This window comes from Streptomyces sp. NBC_00287, assembly GCF_036173105.1.
Classification (GTDB): Bacteria; Actinomycetota; Actinomycetes; order Streptomycetales; family Streptomycetaceae; genus Streptomyces.
On record NZ_CP108053.1, the window covers coordinates 4,140,928 to 4,158,574 of the forward strand.

The 17,647-nt window shown below is 73.1% G+C and carries 19 protein-coding genes; all 19 read right to left on the reverse strand.

What is annotated here, in order from left to right; genetic code table 11:
- Window positions 1-102: 102 nt before the first annotated feature.
- The 19 genes from OHT76_RS18700 to OHT76_RS18790 all read right to left on the reverse strand — a co-directional run bounded on the left by OHT76_RS18700 (window position 103) and on the right by OHT76_RS18790 (window position 17,631).
- Entirely contained in the window at window positions 103-1,428 is a 1,326-nt protein-coding gene (locus OHT76_RS18700; RefSeq protein ID WP_328871978.1) for a condensation domain-containing protein, read from the reverse strand.
- Between the two features lie 7 nt (window positions 1,429-1,435).
- Window positions 1,436-2,419 carry a 2,3-diaminopropionate biosynthesis protein SbnA gene (sbnA, locus tag OHT76_RS18705; RefSeq protein ID WP_328871979.1) on the reverse strand — a complete coding sequence of 328 codons (984 nt, stop codon included), beginning with the start codon at window positions 2,417-2,419 and terminating at the stop codon, window positions 1,436-1,438.
- Window positions 2,420-2,434: 15 nt separating this feature from the next.
- Complete coding sequence (locus OHT76_RS18710) at window positions 2,435-2,716, reverse strand: acyl carrier protein (RefSeq protein WP_328871980.1); 282 nt, start codon at window positions 2,714-2,716, stop codon at window positions 2,435-2,437.
- On the reverse strand, window positions 2,713-4,470 hold the full coding sequence (locus OHT76_RS18715; protein WP_328871981.1) for an acyl-CoA dehydrogenase: 1,758 nt from the start codon (window positions 4,468-4,470) through the stop codon (window positions 2,713-2,715). Before OHT76_RS18715 ends, OHT76_RS18710 begins: the two co-directional genes overlap by 4 nt.
- On the reverse strand, window positions 4,467-4,607 hold the full coding sequence (locus OHT76_RS18720) for a hypothetical protein (RefSeq protein WP_328871982.1): 141 nt from the start codon (window positions 4,605-4,607) through the stop codon (window positions 4,467-4,469). Before OHT76_RS18720 ends, OHT76_RS18715 begins: the two co-directional genes overlap by 4 nt.
- A complete protein-coding gene (locus OHT76_RS18725; protein ID WP_328871983.1) occupies window positions 4,604-4,744 on the reverse strand; it encodes a hypothetical protein in 141 nt (46 codons plus the stop codon). The genes OHT76_RS18720 and OHT76_RS18725 overlap by 4 nt, the downstream gene beginning before the upstream one ends.
- Window positions 4,741-8,100, reverse strand: a complete 3,360-nt coding sequence (locus OHT76_RS18730) for an AMP-binding protein (protein WP_443049807.1) — start codon at window positions 8,098-8,100, stop codon at window positions 4,741-4,743. The genes OHT76_RS18725 and OHT76_RS18730 overlap by 4 nt, the downstream gene beginning before the upstream one ends.
- A gap of 429 nt (window positions 8,101-8,529) precedes the next feature.
- On the reverse strand, window positions 8,530-9,246 hold the full coding sequence (locus tag OHT76_RS18735; protein ID WP_328871985.1) for a 2-hydroxychromene-2-carboxylate isomerase: 717 nt from the start codon (window positions 9,244-9,246) through the stop codon (window positions 8,530-8,532).
- Window positions 9,243-9,998 (reverse strand): 3-oxoacyl-[acyl-carrier-protein] reductase, encoded by a 756-nt coding sequence (gene fabG / locus OHT76_RS18740; RefSeq protein WP_328871986.1) that lies wholly within the window; start codon window positions 9,996-9,998, stop codon window positions 9,243-9,245. Before fabG ends, OHT76_RS18735 begins: the two co-directional genes overlap by 4 nt.
- Before the next feature lie 13 nt (window positions 9,999-10,011).
- The gene (locus OHT76_RS18745; RefSeq protein WP_328871987.1) at window positions 10,012-10,515 is read right to left on the reverse strand and encodes a 3-hydroxyacyl-ACP dehydratase FabZ family protein; all 504 of its coding nucleotides are present in this window, start codon (window positions 10,513-10,515) and stop codon (window positions 10,012-10,014) included.
- Entirely contained in the window at window positions 10,512-10,928 is a 417-nt protein-coding gene (locus OHT76_RS18750; protein ID WP_328871988.1) for a 3-hydroxyacyl-ACP dehydratase FabZ family protein, read from the reverse strand. Before OHT76_RS18750 ends, OHT76_RS18745 begins: the two co-directional genes overlap by 4 nt.
- Complete coding sequence (locus OHT76_RS18755; protein ID WP_328871989.1) at window positions 10,925-11,200, reverse strand: acyl carrier protein; 276 nt, start codon at window positions 11,198-11,200, stop codon at window positions 10,925-10,927. Before OHT76_RS18755 ends, OHT76_RS18750 begins: the two co-directional genes overlap by 4 nt.
- Before the next feature lie 95 nt (window positions 11,201-11,295).
- Window positions 11,296-11,487 carry a hypothetical protein gene (locus tag OHT76_RS18760; RefSeq protein WP_328871990.1) on the reverse strand — a complete coding sequence of 64 codons (192 nt, stop codon included), beginning with the start codon at window positions 11,485-11,487 and terminating at the stop codon, window positions 11,296-11,298.
- Entirely contained in the window at window positions 11,484-12,596 is a 1,113-nt protein-coding gene (locus OHT76_RS18765; RefSeq protein WP_328871991.1) for a beta-ketoacyl synthase N-terminal-like domain-containing protein, read from the reverse strand. Before OHT76_RS18765 ends, OHT76_RS18760 begins: the two co-directional genes overlap by 4 nt.
- 43 nt (window positions 12,597-12,639) lie before the next feature.
- Entirely contained in the window at window positions 12,640-13,470 is an 831-nt protein-coding gene (locus OHT76_RS18770; protein WP_328871992.1) for an SDR family oxidoreductase, read from the reverse strand.
- Window positions 13,464-14,507 carry a beta-ketoacyl synthase N-terminal-like domain-containing protein gene (locus OHT76_RS18775; RefSeq protein WP_328871993.1) on the reverse strand — a complete coding sequence of 348 codons (1,044 nt, stop codon included), beginning with the start codon at window positions 14,505-14,507 and terminating at the stop codon, window positions 13,464-13,466. Before OHT76_RS18775 ends, OHT76_RS18770 begins: the two co-directional genes overlap by 7 nt.
- A complete protein-coding gene (locus OHT76_RS18780) occupies window positions 14,488-15,666 on the reverse strand; it encodes a beta-ketoacyl-[acyl-carrier-protein] synthase family protein (protein WP_328871994.1) in 1,179 nt (392 codons plus the stop codon). Before OHT76_RS18780 ends, OHT76_RS18775 begins: the two co-directional genes overlap by 20 nt.
- Window positions 15,663-16,637: an acyl-CoA thioesterase gene (locus OHT76_RS18785; protein ID WP_328871995.1), complete on the reverse strand. Its 975-nt coding sequence runs from the start codon at window positions 16,635-16,637 to the stop codon at window positions 15,663-15,665. Before OHT76_RS18785 ends, OHT76_RS18780 begins: the two co-directional genes overlap by 4 nt.
- A 1-nt stretch (window position 16,638) precedes the next feature.
- The gene (locus OHT76_RS18790) at window positions 16,639-17,631 is read right to left on the reverse strand and encodes an alpha/beta fold hydrolase (RefSeq protein ID WP_328871996.1); all 993 of its coding nucleotides are present in this window, start codon (window positions 17,629-17,631) and stop codon (window positions 16,639-16,641) included.
- Window positions 17,632-17,647: the final 16 nt, after the last annotated feature.

Consider the following 17,647-nt stretch of genomic DNA (forward strand, 5'->3'; position numbering starts at 1 on the left):
TATGGGCCCTATACGGGACGTTCGCCCCGGTCGGACGCGCCGCGCACGAGCAGCGCCGACGGCCTGGGGGGCGGCCGTCGGCGCTGCGGGAGGGGGGTGGGGTCAGGGCGCTCCGGCTCCGAGGGCGAGCAGGAAGGCCAGGTCGTCCTGGGCGACCAGGGACACCTCGGCGGCCCTGGCGTCCGGGGTGTCGAGGGAGGCCTCCAGCAGGCGCAGCCAGGTGTCGCGGAAGCGCTCGATGGTGGCGGCGTCGAACAGGTCGGTGTTGTAGCGCAGTACGGCCTTGAAGTCCCGGCTGCCCTGGAGCACTTCGGCCGTCAGATCGAGCTGGCCCTCCTGCTGCGGTACGTCGCACAGCTCGGCGCGCAGCCCGCCCAGGCGCACGGGACCCTCGTACAGGCCGGGGATCGGCAGCCGGTCGGCGGCGACCAGGGTGCAGGAGATCCGGAACAACGGGCCGCCGCTGTCGAGGAGTTCGACGGGGAGCCGGGCATGGGCGAGGCCGGACCTGAGCTGGCTCTGGGCGTCCTGGACGGCGGCGAGGAGGGTGGTGTCCGGGGTGAACCGGGCGGCCATGGGCAGGGCGTTGACGTAATAGCCGACGGCCTGTCTGCTCTGCGGGGTGAAGCGGGTGGTGGCCGGGCAGCCGATGAGGAAGCCGTCGCCGGCCCCCAGTCGGTGCAGGGCGGCCTGGAAGGTGCCGAGCAGCCAGGCGAACGGGGTCAGCGCATGCCGGGCCGCGGCCTCGCGCAGCCGGTCGGCGGTGGCGGCGCCCACGTCGAGTTCGACGGTGGCGCCGCTGAGGGTGCGCTCGGCGGTGCGGGGCCGGTCGGCGGGCAGTTCGGCGGGCCCGAGCCCGGCGCACACCCCGCGCCAGTGCTCGACGGCCCGCCGCCCGCGCGGGGAGTCGATGAACTCCCGCTCTCCCAGCACATACCGGTCCCAGTCGACGGGTTCGGACGACACCGTGTCCGTCCCCTCGTAGGCGGCGAACAGGTCGCGCACCAGCAGCCACTGCGAGGTGGCGTCGCTGACGATGTGGTGCGTGACGGTGACCAGCACGGCGTCGTCCTCGGCGCGGCGCAGCAGCACCGCCCGGAACGCGACCTCCTCGGCGAGCCGGAACGGCTCCTGACCGGCCCGCTGGGCCAGCCGGAACAGTTCCTCGTCACCGGCGTCCGGCACCTGACGTACATCGAGCCGTACGGCGTCGGCGGGGACGGTGACCCGCACCGGGCCCTCCTCGCCGGCCGGGAAGCGGGACCGCAGGAGTTCGTGCCGGGTGGCCAGCGCGGTCAGCGCCCGCTGGAGCCGGGCGGTGTCCACCCGGTCGCGCAGCCGTACCGCGAGGACCACGTTGTAGGCGGGGCTGTCCGGGGCGAGCTGGTGGGTGAGCCAGAGTCCTTCCTGGCCGACGGAGACGGTCACGGTGGGATCAGCCCTTCCACAGGTGGGACACGTCGCCGAAGTTCCGCCGCACCCATACGTCGTCGTAGATCGTGTCGAGGTAGCGGTCGCCGCCGTCGGGGAAGACCAGGACACAGTTCGAGCCGTCGGGGATGCTCTGGCGCAACTTGCCGAGGGCGGCGACGGTCGCCCCGGAGGAGCCCCCGGCCAGCACCGCCTCCCGGCCGATGAGCCGGCGGCAGGCGACGACGCACTCCAGGTCGGAGATGTGCACCACCTCGTCTGCGGCGGAGGCGTCCATCAGCGGCGGGACGACGGACGCGCCGTGCCCCGGGATCAGCCGCTGGGTGGACTCCAGGCCGAAGATGGCGCTGCCCATGGCGTCCACGGCGACGATCGTGGTGTCCATGCCGCGGGCCCTGATGTGGTCGCGGCAGCCGCGCAGGGTGCCGAAGGTGGAGACCGAGCAGAACAGGTAGTCGACCTTGCCGTCGAGGGCCTCCTCGATCTCCCGCATGGTCGTCTCGTGCGCCTTGGGGTTGAGCAGGCTCGCGTACTGGTTGGGCCAGTACGCCTCCGGGGTCTCGGCGACCAGTTCGCGCACCCGGCGCAGCCGCACCGGCAGATACTCGCCGGTCAGCTCGTCGCGGTCGGTGACGACCTCCACCTCGGCGCGGAAGGCGCGCAGGATGGCCAGGTTCTGCTCGGTGGTCTTGCCGTCGACCACGCAGATGAAGCGCAGCCCGAAGTAGCGGCAGATCTGGGCGAGTCCGACGGCCAGATTGCCGGAGCTGGACTCGACGATCGCGGAACGGCCGGGCACCACCTCGCCGCTGCGGATGGCCCCGAGCAGCATGCCCAGCGCGGAACGGTCCTTGATGCTGCCGCCCGGGTTGAACCGCTCGATCTTGGCGAAGACGCGGGAGCCGAACTCCGGCAGCAGCCTTTCCAGTTCCACCAAAGGGGTGTTGCCGACGGTCGAAAGTATGCCTGGGAACGTTTTCTCGGGCACGGCTGCCTCTTCCCGTTATCCGGCGAGCTCGGCCGCGAGGTACGCGGTGATCGCGTCGATCGTCGGGTGGTCCCAGGCCATGGTCGGCTCGACGACCAGGCCGAAGCGGTCCTCGACGTCTCCGCACAGGGTGAGCGCGAAGACGGAGTCGAGTCCCATCTCGGCGAGCTGGGCGCCCTCGTCGAGGTCGGCCGGGGACCGCTCCAGGTAGTAGGCGACCCGGTCGGTGAGCCAGGCGCGGATGGCCTGGGGGCTGGTGTCGACAGTCGTGGTGCCGACGGTCGTGGTGTCGTTCACGGAGTGACTCCTCGGTCGGGGGCGGAGCGGCGGGCGAGCCGTCCGCGGTACAGGTCGAAGGTGAGGTCGGCCTCGTGCCGTGCAGCCAGCTCCCCGGCCAGCCGGGCGACGAGGGGTTCGGGCAGGGGTCCGTGGCGCAGGCCGAGCCGCTGGGCGAGCCGGTGCAGTGCGGCGGTGGCCCACAGCGGGTCCGCGGTGAAGCCGCCGTCGGCGGTGTGCCGGATGCCGAGGCAGGCGGCGGCCGCGAGCAGCAGCGTGTAGCGCTCGGCGAGCAGGAAGGCGCGGCGTCCGGCGACCGGAGTGCGGTCACGGGGCGGCAGGGCGGCGGCCCGGCGGGCGAGTTCGCGAAGCTCGGCGGCGAACAGACGGGCCAGCTCGGCGAGTTCGGGGTGCTCGGCGGTCTGCTCGGCTTCGGCGAACATCGTCAGCTGCCCGGCGAGGGTGTCCGCGCCGCGTGTGGTCAGCTCCAGCCGGCCGAAGTCGAGTTCCGGCAGCGGGTCGTCGAGCCGGAACAGCGCGTCCGGCGCCGGTGCCGCTTCCCCGGCGAGAATCCGCTGGGCGAGCCTCGGCAGCTGCGGGACGATATTGGACAGGCAGACCGCGCCACTGGCGTGGGCGAGGGCGACGACCGGCAGGTCCCGGGCGGCCTTCTGGAAAACCGCGTAGGGCCCCTCGCGCAGATAGCTGCGGGCGCCGAGCACGGTGCCGAGCCGGTAGGAGCTGTCCTGGAGGAACTTCGGCACCAGGTACTTCACGGCGGCGGAGCGCACGCTGGACTCGTGCGGCAGCAGATGCAGCGACCTCGCCGCTACGGCGGACAGCGCGTCGCAGATCAGCAGATCGACGAAGGCGTCCGTCAACGCGGCCCGCACCTCGGGGAGTTCGGCGACCGGACGGCCGTACAGGTGCCGTCGTGCGGTGAAGTCGAGGACGGTGCGCAGCTGGGTGTCGCCGACGCCGACGACCATGCCGGGCAGCACACTGCGGGTGACCTGGAAGACCTTCAGTACGGTCTCCATGGCGGCGCCGGGTGCGCCGACCAGCGCGTCCTCCGGTACCGGGAAGGCGTCGAAGTCGATCCCGCCCAGGCGGCAGCCCCGGACTCCCGAGGTGGCGTAGCGGCGGGAGCGCTCGGTCCGGTCGTCGAGGTCCACCAGGAAGTGCGAGTGGCCGCGGCTGCCGGGGCCGTCGCCGGTACGGGCGAACAGGACGGCGGCCTCGGCACGGCCGACGTTGTTGACGAGCTGCTTGCCCCCGTCCAGCACATACCCGTCGGGCGTCGGCCGGGCGGCCAGGGAGATACGGGCGAAGTCGCTGCCGTGGTCGAGCTCGGTATAGGCGGCGGCGATCCGGCCGCCGGACAGCAGCAGATCCGCAGCCCGACGCCGCTGGGCCTCGCTGCCGTCGGCCCACACGGGCAGCCCCGCGATGAAGCTGGTGACCCCGTGCCCGATGCCGAGCGCACAGTCACGACGGAACAGGGCCCGCATGAGCTGCGCGAACCGATCGGCGCGCTCGAAACGCCCCCCGAGAACGGCGGGCACGAACTCAGCAGCGAGCCCGAACCCGGCCAGCACCCGCTCCCCTTCGAGCAACAGCTCACCCCGCTCATCGGCGGCAAGCACGGCGGCGTGACCCAACGGGTTGGCCGGGTCATGGGGGTCGCCGAGCAGCGCCTCCATCCGGTCGATGCGCTCGAGCACGGGGGCGGCGGGAGCGGCGGGAGCGGCGTGGCCGGTCAGCAGGTCCGTCATGCTGCGTCCTTCGTCGGGCGGTCGGCGGGGGCCTCGGCGGAGACGGGCGCGGTCAGCAGGTCCGTCACCCCTGCCTCCTTCGTCCAGCGGTCGGCGGGGCCCTCGGCGAAGACGGGGCCGGTCAGCAGGTCCCTCATGCCGCGTCCTTCGTCGGGCGGTCGGCGGGGCCCTCGGCGAAGACGGGCGCGGTCAGCAGGTCCGTCACCCCTGCCTCCTTCGTCCAGCGGTCGGCGGGGCCCTCGGCGGAGACGGGCGCGGTCAGCAGGTCCCTCATGCCGCGTCCTTCGTCGGGCGGTCGGCGGGGGACTCGGCCAGTGGGCAGGGGAGCAGGGAGAACAGCAGGCCCTGGTCGTACTGGGCGTGCAGCGCGGGCAGCAGGGCGTCCAGTGCGGGGCCGTCCAGGTCGTCCAGGTCCGCCTCGGCGGTCAGGCGGCGGTTCAAGCGGGCCAGTACCGCGTCCAGCCAGGCGGCGTTCTGCCACAGCGGTCCGGCGGCGCGGCCGGTGCCGGTGTTCTCCAGCCACAGGTGCAGGGCCGCGGCCCCGGCGTACACGAGCGCGTACCGGCGGGCCGAGGCGAACGCCTCGGGGGGCACCGCGCGGGCCGTGTGCCGGTGGGCGGCGAGTTCCCCGTGCAGGTCGCCGGCGAGCGCGAGGAGGTGTTCGGCACGGGCGACGACAGCGGGCGGGGCGAGGGTGCGGGCCCGCTCGACGGCCTCGGGCAGCGACTGCACCACCCCGACGCCGGAGCGGGCGTACAGCGTGAGCCGGCCGTGATCGAGTTCCGGCACCGGACCGTCCAGGCGGGCCGCGGCGGCCACCGCGCCGGAGTCGGCGAGCTGCCCGCGCCAGCCTCGGATGAGCACGGGGAACTGGTTGATCAGGGAGTTGAGGTTGACGGCCGTACTGCCGTCGAAGATGCCGACGATACGGTGGTCGCGCTCCAACTTCTGGAAGGCGCCGTCGGCGAAGTCGTCCACCAGCATCGCGCGGGCGCCGAGCGTCGAGCGCAGGGCGCCGATCACCTCGTCGCCCAGGGTCGGCACCAGGTACTTGACCACCGCGGAGACCGCGCTGAGTTCCTCGGTGAGGGTGTGCGCGGAGCGGGTGGCGACGAGGCTTGCCGCCTCCATGGCGAGCAGGTCGGCGTAGGCCTCGGCGAGGGTGCGGGCGGTGTGCGGGAGGTCGGCGAGCCGGCGCTGGTAGAGGCGGTGGGAGCGGGCGAAGTCCAGGGCGATGCGCAGTGCGTGGTCGGTCATGCCGAGGGACATGGCCGAGCAGAGCGTGCGGGTGAGCTGGAAGCCCTTGAGGATGACCTCCAGGCCCTCGCCCTCGGCGCCGACGAGCGCGTCCTCGGGCAGCTCGGCACCGTCGAAGGCGATGCCGCTGATGTCGGCGCCGCGCACACCGTGGGTGGGCACCTTGTCCAGGGCCCGCCAACTCCCCTGCCGCAGCCGCGCCTTGTCGACGAGGAACATGCTGAACCCGCGGCTGCCGCCCTTCGGGTCGGTGCGGGCGAGCACACACAGCAGCTCGGCCCGGGTGGCGTTGTTGATCAGCCACTTCTCACCGTCCAGCCGCCAGCCGGACGCGGTGCGCTCGGCCCGCAGCTCACCAGCGAGCACATCGCTGCCGTGCTCCCGCTCGGTGAGGGCCAGGGAGACCACGGCGCCGTCGGCGACCCGCCTGCCGAGCGCCGCGGCCTGCTCCGGCCGGCCCGCCACCCACACGGACACCGCACCCAGATACGTCTTGACATGCCCGAGCGCCACCGTGAAGTCCCGCCGGCCCAGCGTGCGGATGAGCTGCAACAGCTCCTCGCTGGAGCGCAGTTCACCGCCGTGCCGGGCGGGCGCGAACCAGCGGGGCACCCCGAGCGCGTCCAGTGCCATGCAGATGTCCGCGGGGAAGGCCTCGGCGCGGTCGAGCTCGGCGCTGCGGGCGTAGGAGAAGGTGTTGCTCGCGTCGGAGGGATCACCGAGCCGCGCCTCCAGGTCACGGCTGAGGGCGTGCGGGTCCCAGGGGTTCACCAGGGCGGCGACCTCGGGGCTCAACTCCTCGTGAAGTGCCTGAAGTTCCCTCCCCTCGAACAGCTTGCGCATCAGCGTGCGCTGGATCTTTCCGCTGGTGGTGCGGCGGATCCGCCCGGCACGGACCAGCACGACACCGCCCACGCGCACGCCGAGCCGCTGGGCGAGCCGGGCCCGGGCGGAGCGGGCGAGGGCGGCGAGCTCGTCCTCGCTCACGCCCCTGCTGCGTACCTCCTGTACGGCGACGATCTCCTCGCCCGCCCGGGAGCGCACCGCGAACACGGCGGTCGGCAGATCCTCGAACGCGGGCTGTGCGTCGCGCAGTTCACGCTCGATGTCGTGCGGATAGAGATTCCGCCCGTGCACGATGATCATTTCCTTGATGCGGCCGGTGACATACAGCTCGCCCTCACGCAGCGCGCCGAGGTCCCCGGTGCGCAGAAAGCCGCCGTCCCCGCCGGCCGTGACGGCGCCGAAGGTGCGGGCGGTCTCCTCGGGCCGGTTCCAGTAGCCGAGCGCCACGCTCTCGCCGCGGATCCAGATCTCGCCGACGCGGCCGTCGGGCAGTTCGGCACGGCTGTCCGGGTCGACGATCCGCACATCGAGCCCGTCCACGACACCGCTGCTCGCCAACTCCTGCGTCGGACCGTCTCCTTGGACGACCTCACCGCGGGCCAGCGCGTCGGCGTCAGCGCGCAGCACGGTCGGCGGGAGGTCGGCGGGGGTGCCGGAGACGTAGAGGGTGGCCTCGGCGAGGCCGTAACCGGGCAGCAGGGAACTGGCCTTGAAGCCCGCCGGGGCGAACCGCTCGGCGAAGGCGGCCAGCGTCGCGGCGTGCACGGGCTCGGCGCCGTTGCAGGCGTAGCGCCAGCTCGACAGATCGAGTCCGGCGGTCTGCTCCTCGGTGAGACGGCGCGCGCACAGGTCGTAGGCGAAGTTCGGGGCGCAGCTGATGTCGGCGCGGTACTTGTCGATCAGCCGCAGCCAGGACACGGGCCGCTTGAGGAAGTCGGTGGACGACATCAGCACCGAGGTGCCGCCCAGGTACAACGGGGCGAGCATCATCGCGATCAGGCCCATGTCGTGGTAGGCGGGCAGCCAGCTGCACCAGGTCATACCGCCGTGCCAGCCGTGCCGGTCGCGCATCAGACCGAGGTTGTGCACGAGCGAGCCGTGCGACACCATCACGCCCTTGGGGTCGCTGGTGGACCCGGAGGTGTACTGGAGGAAGCAGAGCGAGTCGGGTGCGACGGGAACCTCGCGCCACGCCTCGGCGTCCCCCTCCCCCTCGGCGCGCTCGACGGTGAGGAGGTCCAGCCCGGGCAGCGCGCGCTCCACGGCCTGGGCACTCGCCACGTCCGTGAGCACGAGCCGCGCCCCGGTGTCGGCGGCGATCGCGGTCGTACGGGACTCCTGGCGCCCGAACCCACCGGGCGCGGGCACCGGCACGGGCACCGCGCCCGCGTACAGGCAGCCCAGGAAGGCACGCAGAAACCCGGTACCGGCGGCGCAGGACACGAGCACGCGGTCCCCGGGCGCGACCCTGTGACTCAGGGCACCGGCGACGGCCCGCGCCCGGCGGTCCAGTTCCCCGTAGGACAACTCCTCCTCGCCGGCCCCCGTCCGGAACCGGACGGCATACCGCGCAGGCGCGGCATCGACCCTACCCCGCACCGCCCTGACCAAGCTCTCGAAGCCGGACACCCCAACTACCCACCCTCTGCGACCACTTGAGGCCGCGCTAACCCAGCAGCGGACGGACTCCAGCGAAACGCCGGGGGCTATGCGGCACCTATATGTGGATCTACGGCTGTATCTCCGCCTGCCTGCGTAGCTGCGGGCAGTCGTGCCGCTGGGGCGGCACGGGTGGGCGCAGCGGCACCCCGTCGCGCCGGGCTGCGCACCCACCCCCACGGCCACCGCAGCAGGCGGCACCGCTCGGACGCCGGGCAGCAGAAGGGCCGCCGTACGACACCCGGGGGGATGGGCGTCGTACGGCGGCCCCTTTACGCGGCCGGCCCGGGGGAAGGCTCAGCCGCACCCGCCCGCATGCCCGTCATCGACGGGCACGGGCGACGGACCCGATACCCCGGACGAATCCGGCGTACCGACAAGGTCAACAGCACCCCTGGCCTCCAGCGCAGCGACAAACGCAGGCAACCGGTCGACCCCCCAGTACTTGTCGAAGTGATCGACGAAGAACGGCACCCCGAACACCCCGTCCCGCTGGATCTCCAGCAGCACGCGCACACCCTCCGCCCGCAGCGAGGAATCGTCCGAGGCGCAAGCCAACTCATCGGAGTTCAGGCCGAGTTCCGCACCGAAGCCGCCGATCACCGCCCGGTCGCAGATATCCAGACCCAGCTCCCACCGCGCCCGCTGCGCGAGCGCGATGTACTCGGGCCCCTTCCCGTGCCGCGCCGCCGCGAGATACCCCAGATGCGGCACCTCCCACACCGGCTCCCGGTCCACCGGCCAGCTGAACGACAGCCCGCGGTCCCCCGCCAGCCGCCGTACGTCCTGAAGGATGTAGCGATGCTTCTCCGGCGACATCGGCGTGTACGGGAACGCACCCCCCGCCTCCGCCAGCAGCTTCCGGCTCAGCTCGTCCGGCTCGAAGAACGGCACCCACTCCAGCGCGGCGGCCGTACCCGGATACCGGTCGAGCAGATCCCGGTAGGCCAGCCAGGAGTACGGACTGCGCAGCGAGAAGTAGAAGCGCGGTGGTCTCCTGCGCCGGGCGCTCACAGCGCGATGCCCCCGTCCACCTGGAACACCTGACCGGTGATGTAGGAGGCCTCGGACGAGACCAGGAAGGCGACCAGCGAGGCGACGTCCTCCGGCTGCCCGAACCGCTTGAGCGGAATCCGCCCCAGCATCTCCTTGGAGACCTTCGGCGGCAGCGCCGACGTCATGTCCGTGTCGATGAAGCCCGGCGCCACCGCGTTCGCCCGGATCCCGTGCCGCCCGCCCTCCTTCGCGAAGGAGCGGGTGAAGCCGATGATCCCGGCCTTGGACGCCGAGTAGTTGGTCTGGCCCGCGTTGCCCGCGACCCCGGCGACCGAGGACAGCGTGACCACGGCGCCGCCGCCCCGCCGGATCATCGGGAAGGTCACGGCCCGGCACAGGTGATAGGTGCCGTCGAGGTTGGTGCGCACCACCGCGTCCCAGTTCTCGTCCTCCATCAGCACCAGCGGGCTGTCCCGGGTGATGCCGGCCGAGGTGACGGCCGCCCCGGCCGGACCGAGCTCGTCCTCGGCCGCGGCGACGAACTCCCGTACCTGCGCGCCGTCCGTGACGTCCACGCGCCGCGACAGCACCCGCCGGCCCAGCTCGCGCACCTCCTTCTCCACCAGGGCGGCGGACTGTTCGTCGGAGCGGTAGCAGAAGCCGATGTCGTAGCCGTCCGCGGCCAGCCGCAGCACGACCGCGCGGCCGATGCCCCGCGAACCGCCGGTGACCAGCGCGACCTTCTCGCCGGTGTTGCTCAGGGTCGACATGGTGGTCCTCTCCTCACACAGTCAGCAGGGCGCGGTCGGGCGCCGGAAGCAGCTCGTTGACATCGCGCAGCGCCACCACGAACGCGCCGATCCGCAGCACCTCGCGCCCGCCGGCGTACGTCTCGCCCGCGAGGATCGCCGTCTCGTCCACGGCCTTGACCAGCCGCACCCGGTGCTCCAGCACATCCCCGGGGTAGGCGCGGGCCGAGAAGGCGACCTCGTTGATGGAACCGGCCAGCTCCACCTTCCCGGCGAGCACATCCGGGTTGGGGTTCTCCCACACCGACAGCAGCACCGCGGACTGCGCCCACGACTCGATGACGAGGGAGGTCGGATAGGCGTAGTCCTCGGCGGCGGCGTCCTGGGCGAGCGGGGCGTAGCACGGCTCGTTGCCGGAGACGGCCTTGTACGCGGTCAGGCGCTCGCCCGGCACCACGCCCTCGACCCGGTCCACCAGCAGGATCTCGCCCCGGTGCGGAATGGTGTTCTTGATCCGCTCGATGCCGTGCACGCTCACGGGGTCTCCTCGTCGGGGGTCTGCTTGGGGCGGTAGCGCAGCTTGAGGTCGGCGACCTTCCCGCGGTTGGTGGCGACGGCGGCCTTGAACAGCAGCCCGGCGGCGTTGTCCACCACCTTGACGTCGGTACGGACGCGATCGCCGGGGAAGACCGGGCGGTGGAAGCGGCAGCGGTCCATGGCCACCAGCTCGACCTCACCGCTCTCGCCCTCTACTTCGCGGGCCCGGCCGTGGGCCCAGCTCCGCACGGTCCGGTCGGCGGCCTCGATGAGGAACACGCCCGGTAGCACGGGGAATCCGGGGTAGTGCCCGGCGACGATCGGCCCGTCGACAGGCGCGTCGAACGCGGCGACGGCGCCCTCGGGACCGGTACGGATCAGCTCCAGTTCACCCAGCGGCGTGGCGGCGCTCATGCCAGTTCTCCCCTCTTGGCGGAGAGCAGCTCGTAGGTGTCGCCCAGCGAGGTGATCGAGGTCAGCTCGGACTCGGCCAGGCGCACGCCGTACTCCTTCTCCAGGCGCACGGCGATCTCCAGCGCCATCAGCGAGTCGACGTCCAGGTCCTCCACGAAGTGGGCGTCGTCGGTGACTTCGGCGACATCAAGGTCGAGCACATCGGCGACGAGGTCACGCAGCTGCTCCTTGTCGAGAGCGGCGAGCGCGGGGGCGATGACGGATTCGGGCATGGGGTACACACGTCCTTCGGGATGGTGGTTGGCGTACGAGTAGTGGACGAGGATCCGCCGCAGCCGATAGGCCCGACGGCGAACCGCGACAGCGATCACGGCGTGGCCGCGAGACGGTCGGCGTACGAGTAGGGGGCGAGGATCCGCGGCAGCCGCTCGGTACGGCGGCCGACCCCGGCGTGGCCCGCAGGACGGTCGTCCGCGCCCGCCAGGCGGTCGGGGTACGAGTAGGGGGCGAGGATCCGCCGCAACCGCTCCGCACTGCGGCCGGCCCCGGTGGCGATCACGGCGTGGCCCGCAGGACGACCGCGCCCGCCTGGCCGTCGGGGTCCACGGACGTGACGAGGACCGGGCCCTCGGCTCCGGCCGCGAGCGCGCCGGCGAGTTGGAGGGAGGCGGTGGCGGCGCCGCAGTCGCCGACCAGTCGGCGCAGGCGCAGCCGGGCCGGGCGCTGCTCGCCGAACAGGTCGGCGAGGGCCGCGTCCTCCCGGGCGCCGAGCGGTCCGCCACCGTCCGAGGGCACCAGCAGGGTGACCTCCTCGGGTGTCACGTCGGCCTCCTTGAGCGCCTCGGCGGCGGCCCGGGCGACGACGCTCTGAGCCCGCTCGACGTCGCTGAAGGCCAGGAAGCGGGACGCGGCGAGGGAGGCCAGCGGCGTACGGCCGTGCGCGCGGGCCCGCTCGGCGGACTCCAGCAGGAACAGGGCGCAGCCCTCGCCGAGCGGGCCGGCGGGCTGGCGGTGCGCGGAGCCGGTGCGGGCCCGGTACTCCAGCCAGGCGCGTTCGGCGGAGAACTCCTCCACGGCCCCGCACAGCACGGCCTCGCAGTGCCCCTGGCGCAGCAGCCGGGCCGCGTAGCTGAGGGCGAGCAGTCCGGTCGGCGCGCCCCCGGCCACCGTGGTGTTGGGGCCGCGCAGGCTGTGCCAGATGGCGCTCTGTCCCGCGGCCTTGTTCATCACCGTGTTGGGGAACAGGGCCGGATCGACATGGAAGGGCTTCTCGCCGCGCAGCGAGTCGCGGGTGAAGTCCATGATGCTCTGCACACTGCCGTGCCCGGTGCCCAGCACCATGCCGACGGCCTCGGGGTCGTCCGCGGCAAGCCCGGGACCCGCCGACTCCAGCAGCATCCCGGCGGTGGCGACGGCGAGCGCGGTGGCCCGGTCCATGGACCGCGTCCCCTTGCGCCCGAGTACCGCCCGTACGTCGAACTCCGGTATCCGCCCGGCCCGTTCGTACGGCCCGAGATCCGCGTCCTCGTCGGCGACGCGCACCGCGTCGCGCTCCTGGCGTACCCCGTCGGCGAAGGGCCGGGCGCCGAGCCCGTACGGCGAGACCGCCGACCATCCGGACACGACCAGGGTGTCCGGGTCCGCCCCGGTGGCAAGACTGACACTCATCGCTGCTGCTCCTGTGGGTGAAGGGTCGTGAACTGGCGGGTGATCAGGCGGACGCCGGTGTGCCCCAGGCCCCGGCCGCGGCATGCAGCTCCGCGCCGTCGACGCCGATGGTGTTTCCGGTCAGCCAGGAGGAGGTGGAGCGGGACAGCAGCGCCACCGCCTCGGCGACGTCGTCGGGCCGGGTGAGCCGTCCGTGCGGGTTGTTCTCGGCGGCGCGCTCGATGTATCCGGCGTGCTCGGGGATGCGGCGCAGGGCGGGCGTGACGGTCGTACCGGCGCGCAGCGCGTTCACCGCGACACCCCGGGTGGCCAACTCGCAGGCGAGCTGGCGGACATGGGCCTCCAGGGCGCTCTTGGCCGCGGAGACGGCGCCGTAGCTGGGCAGCGCCTGCGACGTGCCGGCGCTGGTCATGGCGTACACCTTGGAACCGTCGCGCAGCAGGCCCGCGGTGAGCAGGTCCTGGGTCCAGTAGACGAGGCTGTGCGCCATGACGTCGAGGGTCATCTCCAGCTGGCGCGTGCTGATCTGCTTGTCCCAGCCGGGTCGCGGCGTGAACGGCACGAGGGTGCCGAACGCCAGCGAGTGCACCAGGATCCGGATGCCGCCTGTCGCCCCCGTCAACTCAGCCAGCTGCGGCACGAGTTCGGCGCGGGTGCTCTTGGCGGCGGCGTTGGAGTTGAAGAAGTGCGCCTCGACGCCGAGCCCGCGGATCTCCTCGACGAGGTCCTCGACCTCCTGGGCACGGGAGGCGGTGTCGAAGTGCACACCGGCGATGTTCACCCCTTCCCGGGCAAGACCCAGGGCGATCGCCCGCCCGATCCCGCTGGACGCCCCGAGAACCAGGCACCAGCTCCCTTCGAGTGACTTCAGCATGCGAGGACTCCTGTGGACGAAAGGGCGTTGACGGAAGGGGCGACCCGGACCAGACCGACGTGCCCGTCCCCGCGAGCGGCGACGACGAGCCCACCGGCTCCGAGGGCATGGGCGACGGCGAGAGCGGGGGTCAGACAGCCGACGGAGGCGGCGGCGGTGCCGGGGGGCGAGCCGAGAGCCGCGGCGACCGTCTGCGCGACTGCCGAGCCGTCGAGGTCGAGATGTACGGCGGGGGCGGCGCCCTCCAGGCCACCGGCCAGGCCACCGGTCAGGTCGGCAAGCGCGGCCCCCAGGCGGCGCGCGGCGCGTTCCCGGCCCGCCCTCTCCCGCAGGGAGTTCGGCGCGAGGAACAGCGACCGGGCCCGTACCGTGCCGTGGACGCGTGCTCCGCGTGCCCGGGCCGCGGCCGGCGGCTCCAGGGCGAACACCACGGCGCCCTGCTGCCCGCCCCCGCCGCGCCCGGCGGGCACCGGCTCCTCGACCGCCGCGAGGACGAGCGAGTCGCACCGCCCCGCGGCCAGCGCCAGCGCACCGGCGGACAGCGCGTCCGCGGCGGCCGTGCCCGGGGTGGCGACGGTCAGTGCGAAGCCTTTCAGCTCCAGTTCGGCGGCGAGCCGGTTGCCGAGCACATTCACGGCGAAGTAGGGGGCGGTCGCCGGGGACAACGCCCCCGCGCCCTCCTCGGCCACCGTCGCGTCCATGGCGTCGAACAGCCCCGCGAGCCCGGCTCCGGTCGCGAGCACCAGCCCACGCCGGTCGGCCGGCACCGCGTCGGGCCGCCCACCGTCGGCAACCGCGGCCCGCGCCGCGGCCAGGACGTACTGCGCAGCCGGCGGCAGGTACTTGTAGCCCCGCGCCCCGAGCCGCACCCGGTGGTCGAACCACCCCTCGCCGCCCGGCCGACCCGCACCGCCCGCCGCCAGGACGTCCCCGGCCGAGTCCCCCCAGGGAGACACGACCCCGACGCCGGTCACGGCAAGCTCACTCCGCACCAACTCCCGTACGGGCGCAGCCGTTTCAGGCAGCATCACGCTCATCACCCGCCACCCCCTCCAGCACCACCGACGCGTTGTTCCCGCCGAAGCCGTACGCGTTGACCAGCACCCGCCGTGCCTGCGCCGCCAGCGGCAGCGGTGCCCCCTGCGGCAGCAGGACCTCGCACTCGGGGTCCTGGTCGCTCAGCGGCACGTTCGGCGGGATCTCGCCGTGCCGCAGGATCAGCGCCGCCGCCACCGCACCGAGCGCGGCGGACGCCCCGCCCGCGTGCCCGAGCAGCGCCTTCAGGCTGTACAGCGGCACCCGCGAGGCGCCGGCCCCGAGCACCCGGTGCAGCGCCCGGCTCTCCAGCACGTCGTTGAGCCGGGTCCCGGTCCCGTGCGGCACCACACACCCCACGGACTCCGGCACCGGACCCACGGCCTGCCGCATCGCCCGTACGATCTGCTCGCCGTCCGCCCCGGGCGCCGTCGGATGATCGGCGTCGCAGCTCCACGCCACGGCACCGAGCCGCACCGCACCGGACGCGGCCCCGCGCAGCCGCGCATGCTCGGCCGACTCCACGACCAGCACACCCGCGCCCTCCGCGAACACCGTCCCGGCCCGGTCCCGTTCAAAGGGCCGGCACCGCTCGGCGTCCACCGCGCCGAGCCGGTTGAAGCACCCGAGCGCGACCCGCGAGTACGCGTCGGAACCCCCGGCGATCACCACATCCGCCTCGCCGGCCCGCACCAGATCGGCCGCGACGCCCAGCGCGTAGGCACCGGCGGCGCAGGCGTTGCCCAGGTCGTGGACGGTGCCGTAGACCCCGAGTTCGGCGGCGAGCGCCGCGGCGAGCCGGAACGGCGGCGCCCAGCCGCCCTCCGGCCCCCGCCCGCGCTCGTTGCCGCCCGGCTCGCCCATGCAGCTGCCGAGCACCACGGCCGTACGGCCGTCGGCGAGCGCGTCCGCGTCGAGGCCCGCGTCGGCCAGGGCCTCCCGGGCGGCGAGCGAGGCGAACCGGGTGGCCCGCTCGGCGGTGAGGTCGGGGTCCGGCACCAGGCTGATCAGCGGCAGCTCCATCCGGGCGAGCGGGTCGGCCGGCCGGTCGGGCCGGCGGACGCCGGCCGCTCGCATGGCGCCCCACAGTGTGTCGGCGCCCGCACCGTGGCAGGTGACCGCACCGATCCCGGTGACCAGGACCTCGACCTCGGACTTCATGCCGTCCGGCCCTCCAGGGCGGCGTTCATCCGGTCGTCGAAGGCCACCAGGCTCCAGTCGCGACGGTTCTCGATCACCGCGTACCCGTGGGTGATCCGGCCGGTCGCGGTCTGCACGAGCTCGCCGTCGCGCACGACGTAGGTGTCCATACGGGAGTCGTAGGTGAAGCCCTTGAAGACGTTCTCGACGGTGAGGACGATGTACAGGTCCTCCTCCATCCGCGCCTCGTCGAGGACCGTGATGCGCGAGTGCGGCACGACCGGGATCCAGTTCTGCTCGTCGAGCAGCGTCTTGATGGACACCCCGCGGTCGGCGACGAGCCGGTCCTTGGCCTCCTCCATCAGCCGCAGATAGCCCGACATCTGCTGGCGCTCGGTGAAGTGGCAGTACCAGTAGGGGATACGGAACTTCCAGGCGTACGCGTTGCGCCCGGCCGTCAGCTCCTTGACCAGGTCGTCCGCGGCGAGGTCGGCCTCGACGGGCTCGGGGGTCCAGCCGGGCTTGGCGGACAGCTTGTCGACGGCGTACGGCGCGAGCGGCGCCGGCACCGGCAGCTCGCCGCCACCGCGCGGGTCGAGGCGCAGCTGGACGCGGACGGTGGAGGTGACCGCCTTGAGCAGGGTCTCGCGCTGCACATACAGGGTCACGGCGAGCACCAGCTCGTCGGCCTTGGCCTTGCGGTGCGGCTTGACCTCGGCGACCGCGGTGTCGTCGATGTGGAAGGCGTGCAGGATGCGGGTGTCGATGTCGACGATGTCCGTGCACAGCCCGTAGACCTCGTAGATCGTGCCCGGGGCGAGTCCGGCCTGGCGCAGATGGTTCAGTACGGCTTCCTCGACGAGGTAGTTGACGTGCTTGAAGCCGATCCAGGTGCAGATGTTGGAGCCCTCGTAACGGGGCCGGATCTCCAGGGAACTGGGCTCCTGGAGGGCGAGGACCGCGGCCTCGATGTCAGCGGTGTTCGTGGTCACGTCAACTCCGGTGCGTAGGGATGGTCAGGAGGGAAAGGTCGGAAGAGGTACAGCGGTCCTTGTCGGTGTCGGTGTCGACCTCGGGAACGGCGTCCCGGATCAACTCCCGGACGGCGCCCGCGAACCGGTCGGGCTGCTCCGCCATGGCGAAGTGCCCGCAGTCGTCGAACAGTTCGAGCCGCCCGTCGGGCAGCGCGGCGGCCAGCGCGGCCGCGTCGCCCGGCGGAGCAGCGAAGTCCTCGGCCCCGGCGACGACGAGCACCGGCATGCGCAGGGCGTCGACATCCAGGAAGGGGCTGCGCAGATAGGCGCCGAAGAACTGCTGCCAGCCGTACGGCCCGATCCGGTCCCGCACCCGCAGAGCCATCGCGGCCCGCAGTTGCGGCGACAGCCGGTCCCCCGCGCTGATCCGCAGCCCCTCTTCGAGGATGCGGTGAAAGCCATTGAGGTAGTACGCGGCGTCGTCCCAGCTGAACTCGCCGGGACCACGCCGGTGGAAGGGCGCCACGGCCACGATCCCGCGGGGCCGCACGTCCCGCCGTACGACGGCCTCCAGCGCGGGCCCGACGGTGAACGAGTGCGCGACGAGCACGTCGACGCCTCCGGGCACCGCGTCGAGCGCGTCCGCCACATGCTCGGCGGGATCACCGAAGAGACTCCAGTCAGGATCCCCGTCGGCCCCCCAGGGCAGGGCCCCGTCCCACAACTCGACGCACCCCGGCGCAAGTTCCTCGTACGCCCGCCACACGGCCGTACTCCCGGCGAGCCCATGCAGCACAAGCACCCGCACGGCAGTCCCCGCCTCCCGGGAACCCCGCCGCAACCGCACGACAGCTTCCCGCCGCCCACCGAGCCCAAGCCCGGCACGCGGGGCGCGGTCCTGGGCGGGGCCGCCCGATGCGACAGCCTGCGCGACGGGCTCGTCCGCCGTGGCGTACTCGCCCGCGCCAGGCGCGAACCCACCAGCCCGCTCCCCGCGTGCACCGCTCCGCATGGGGCGCGCAACCTGC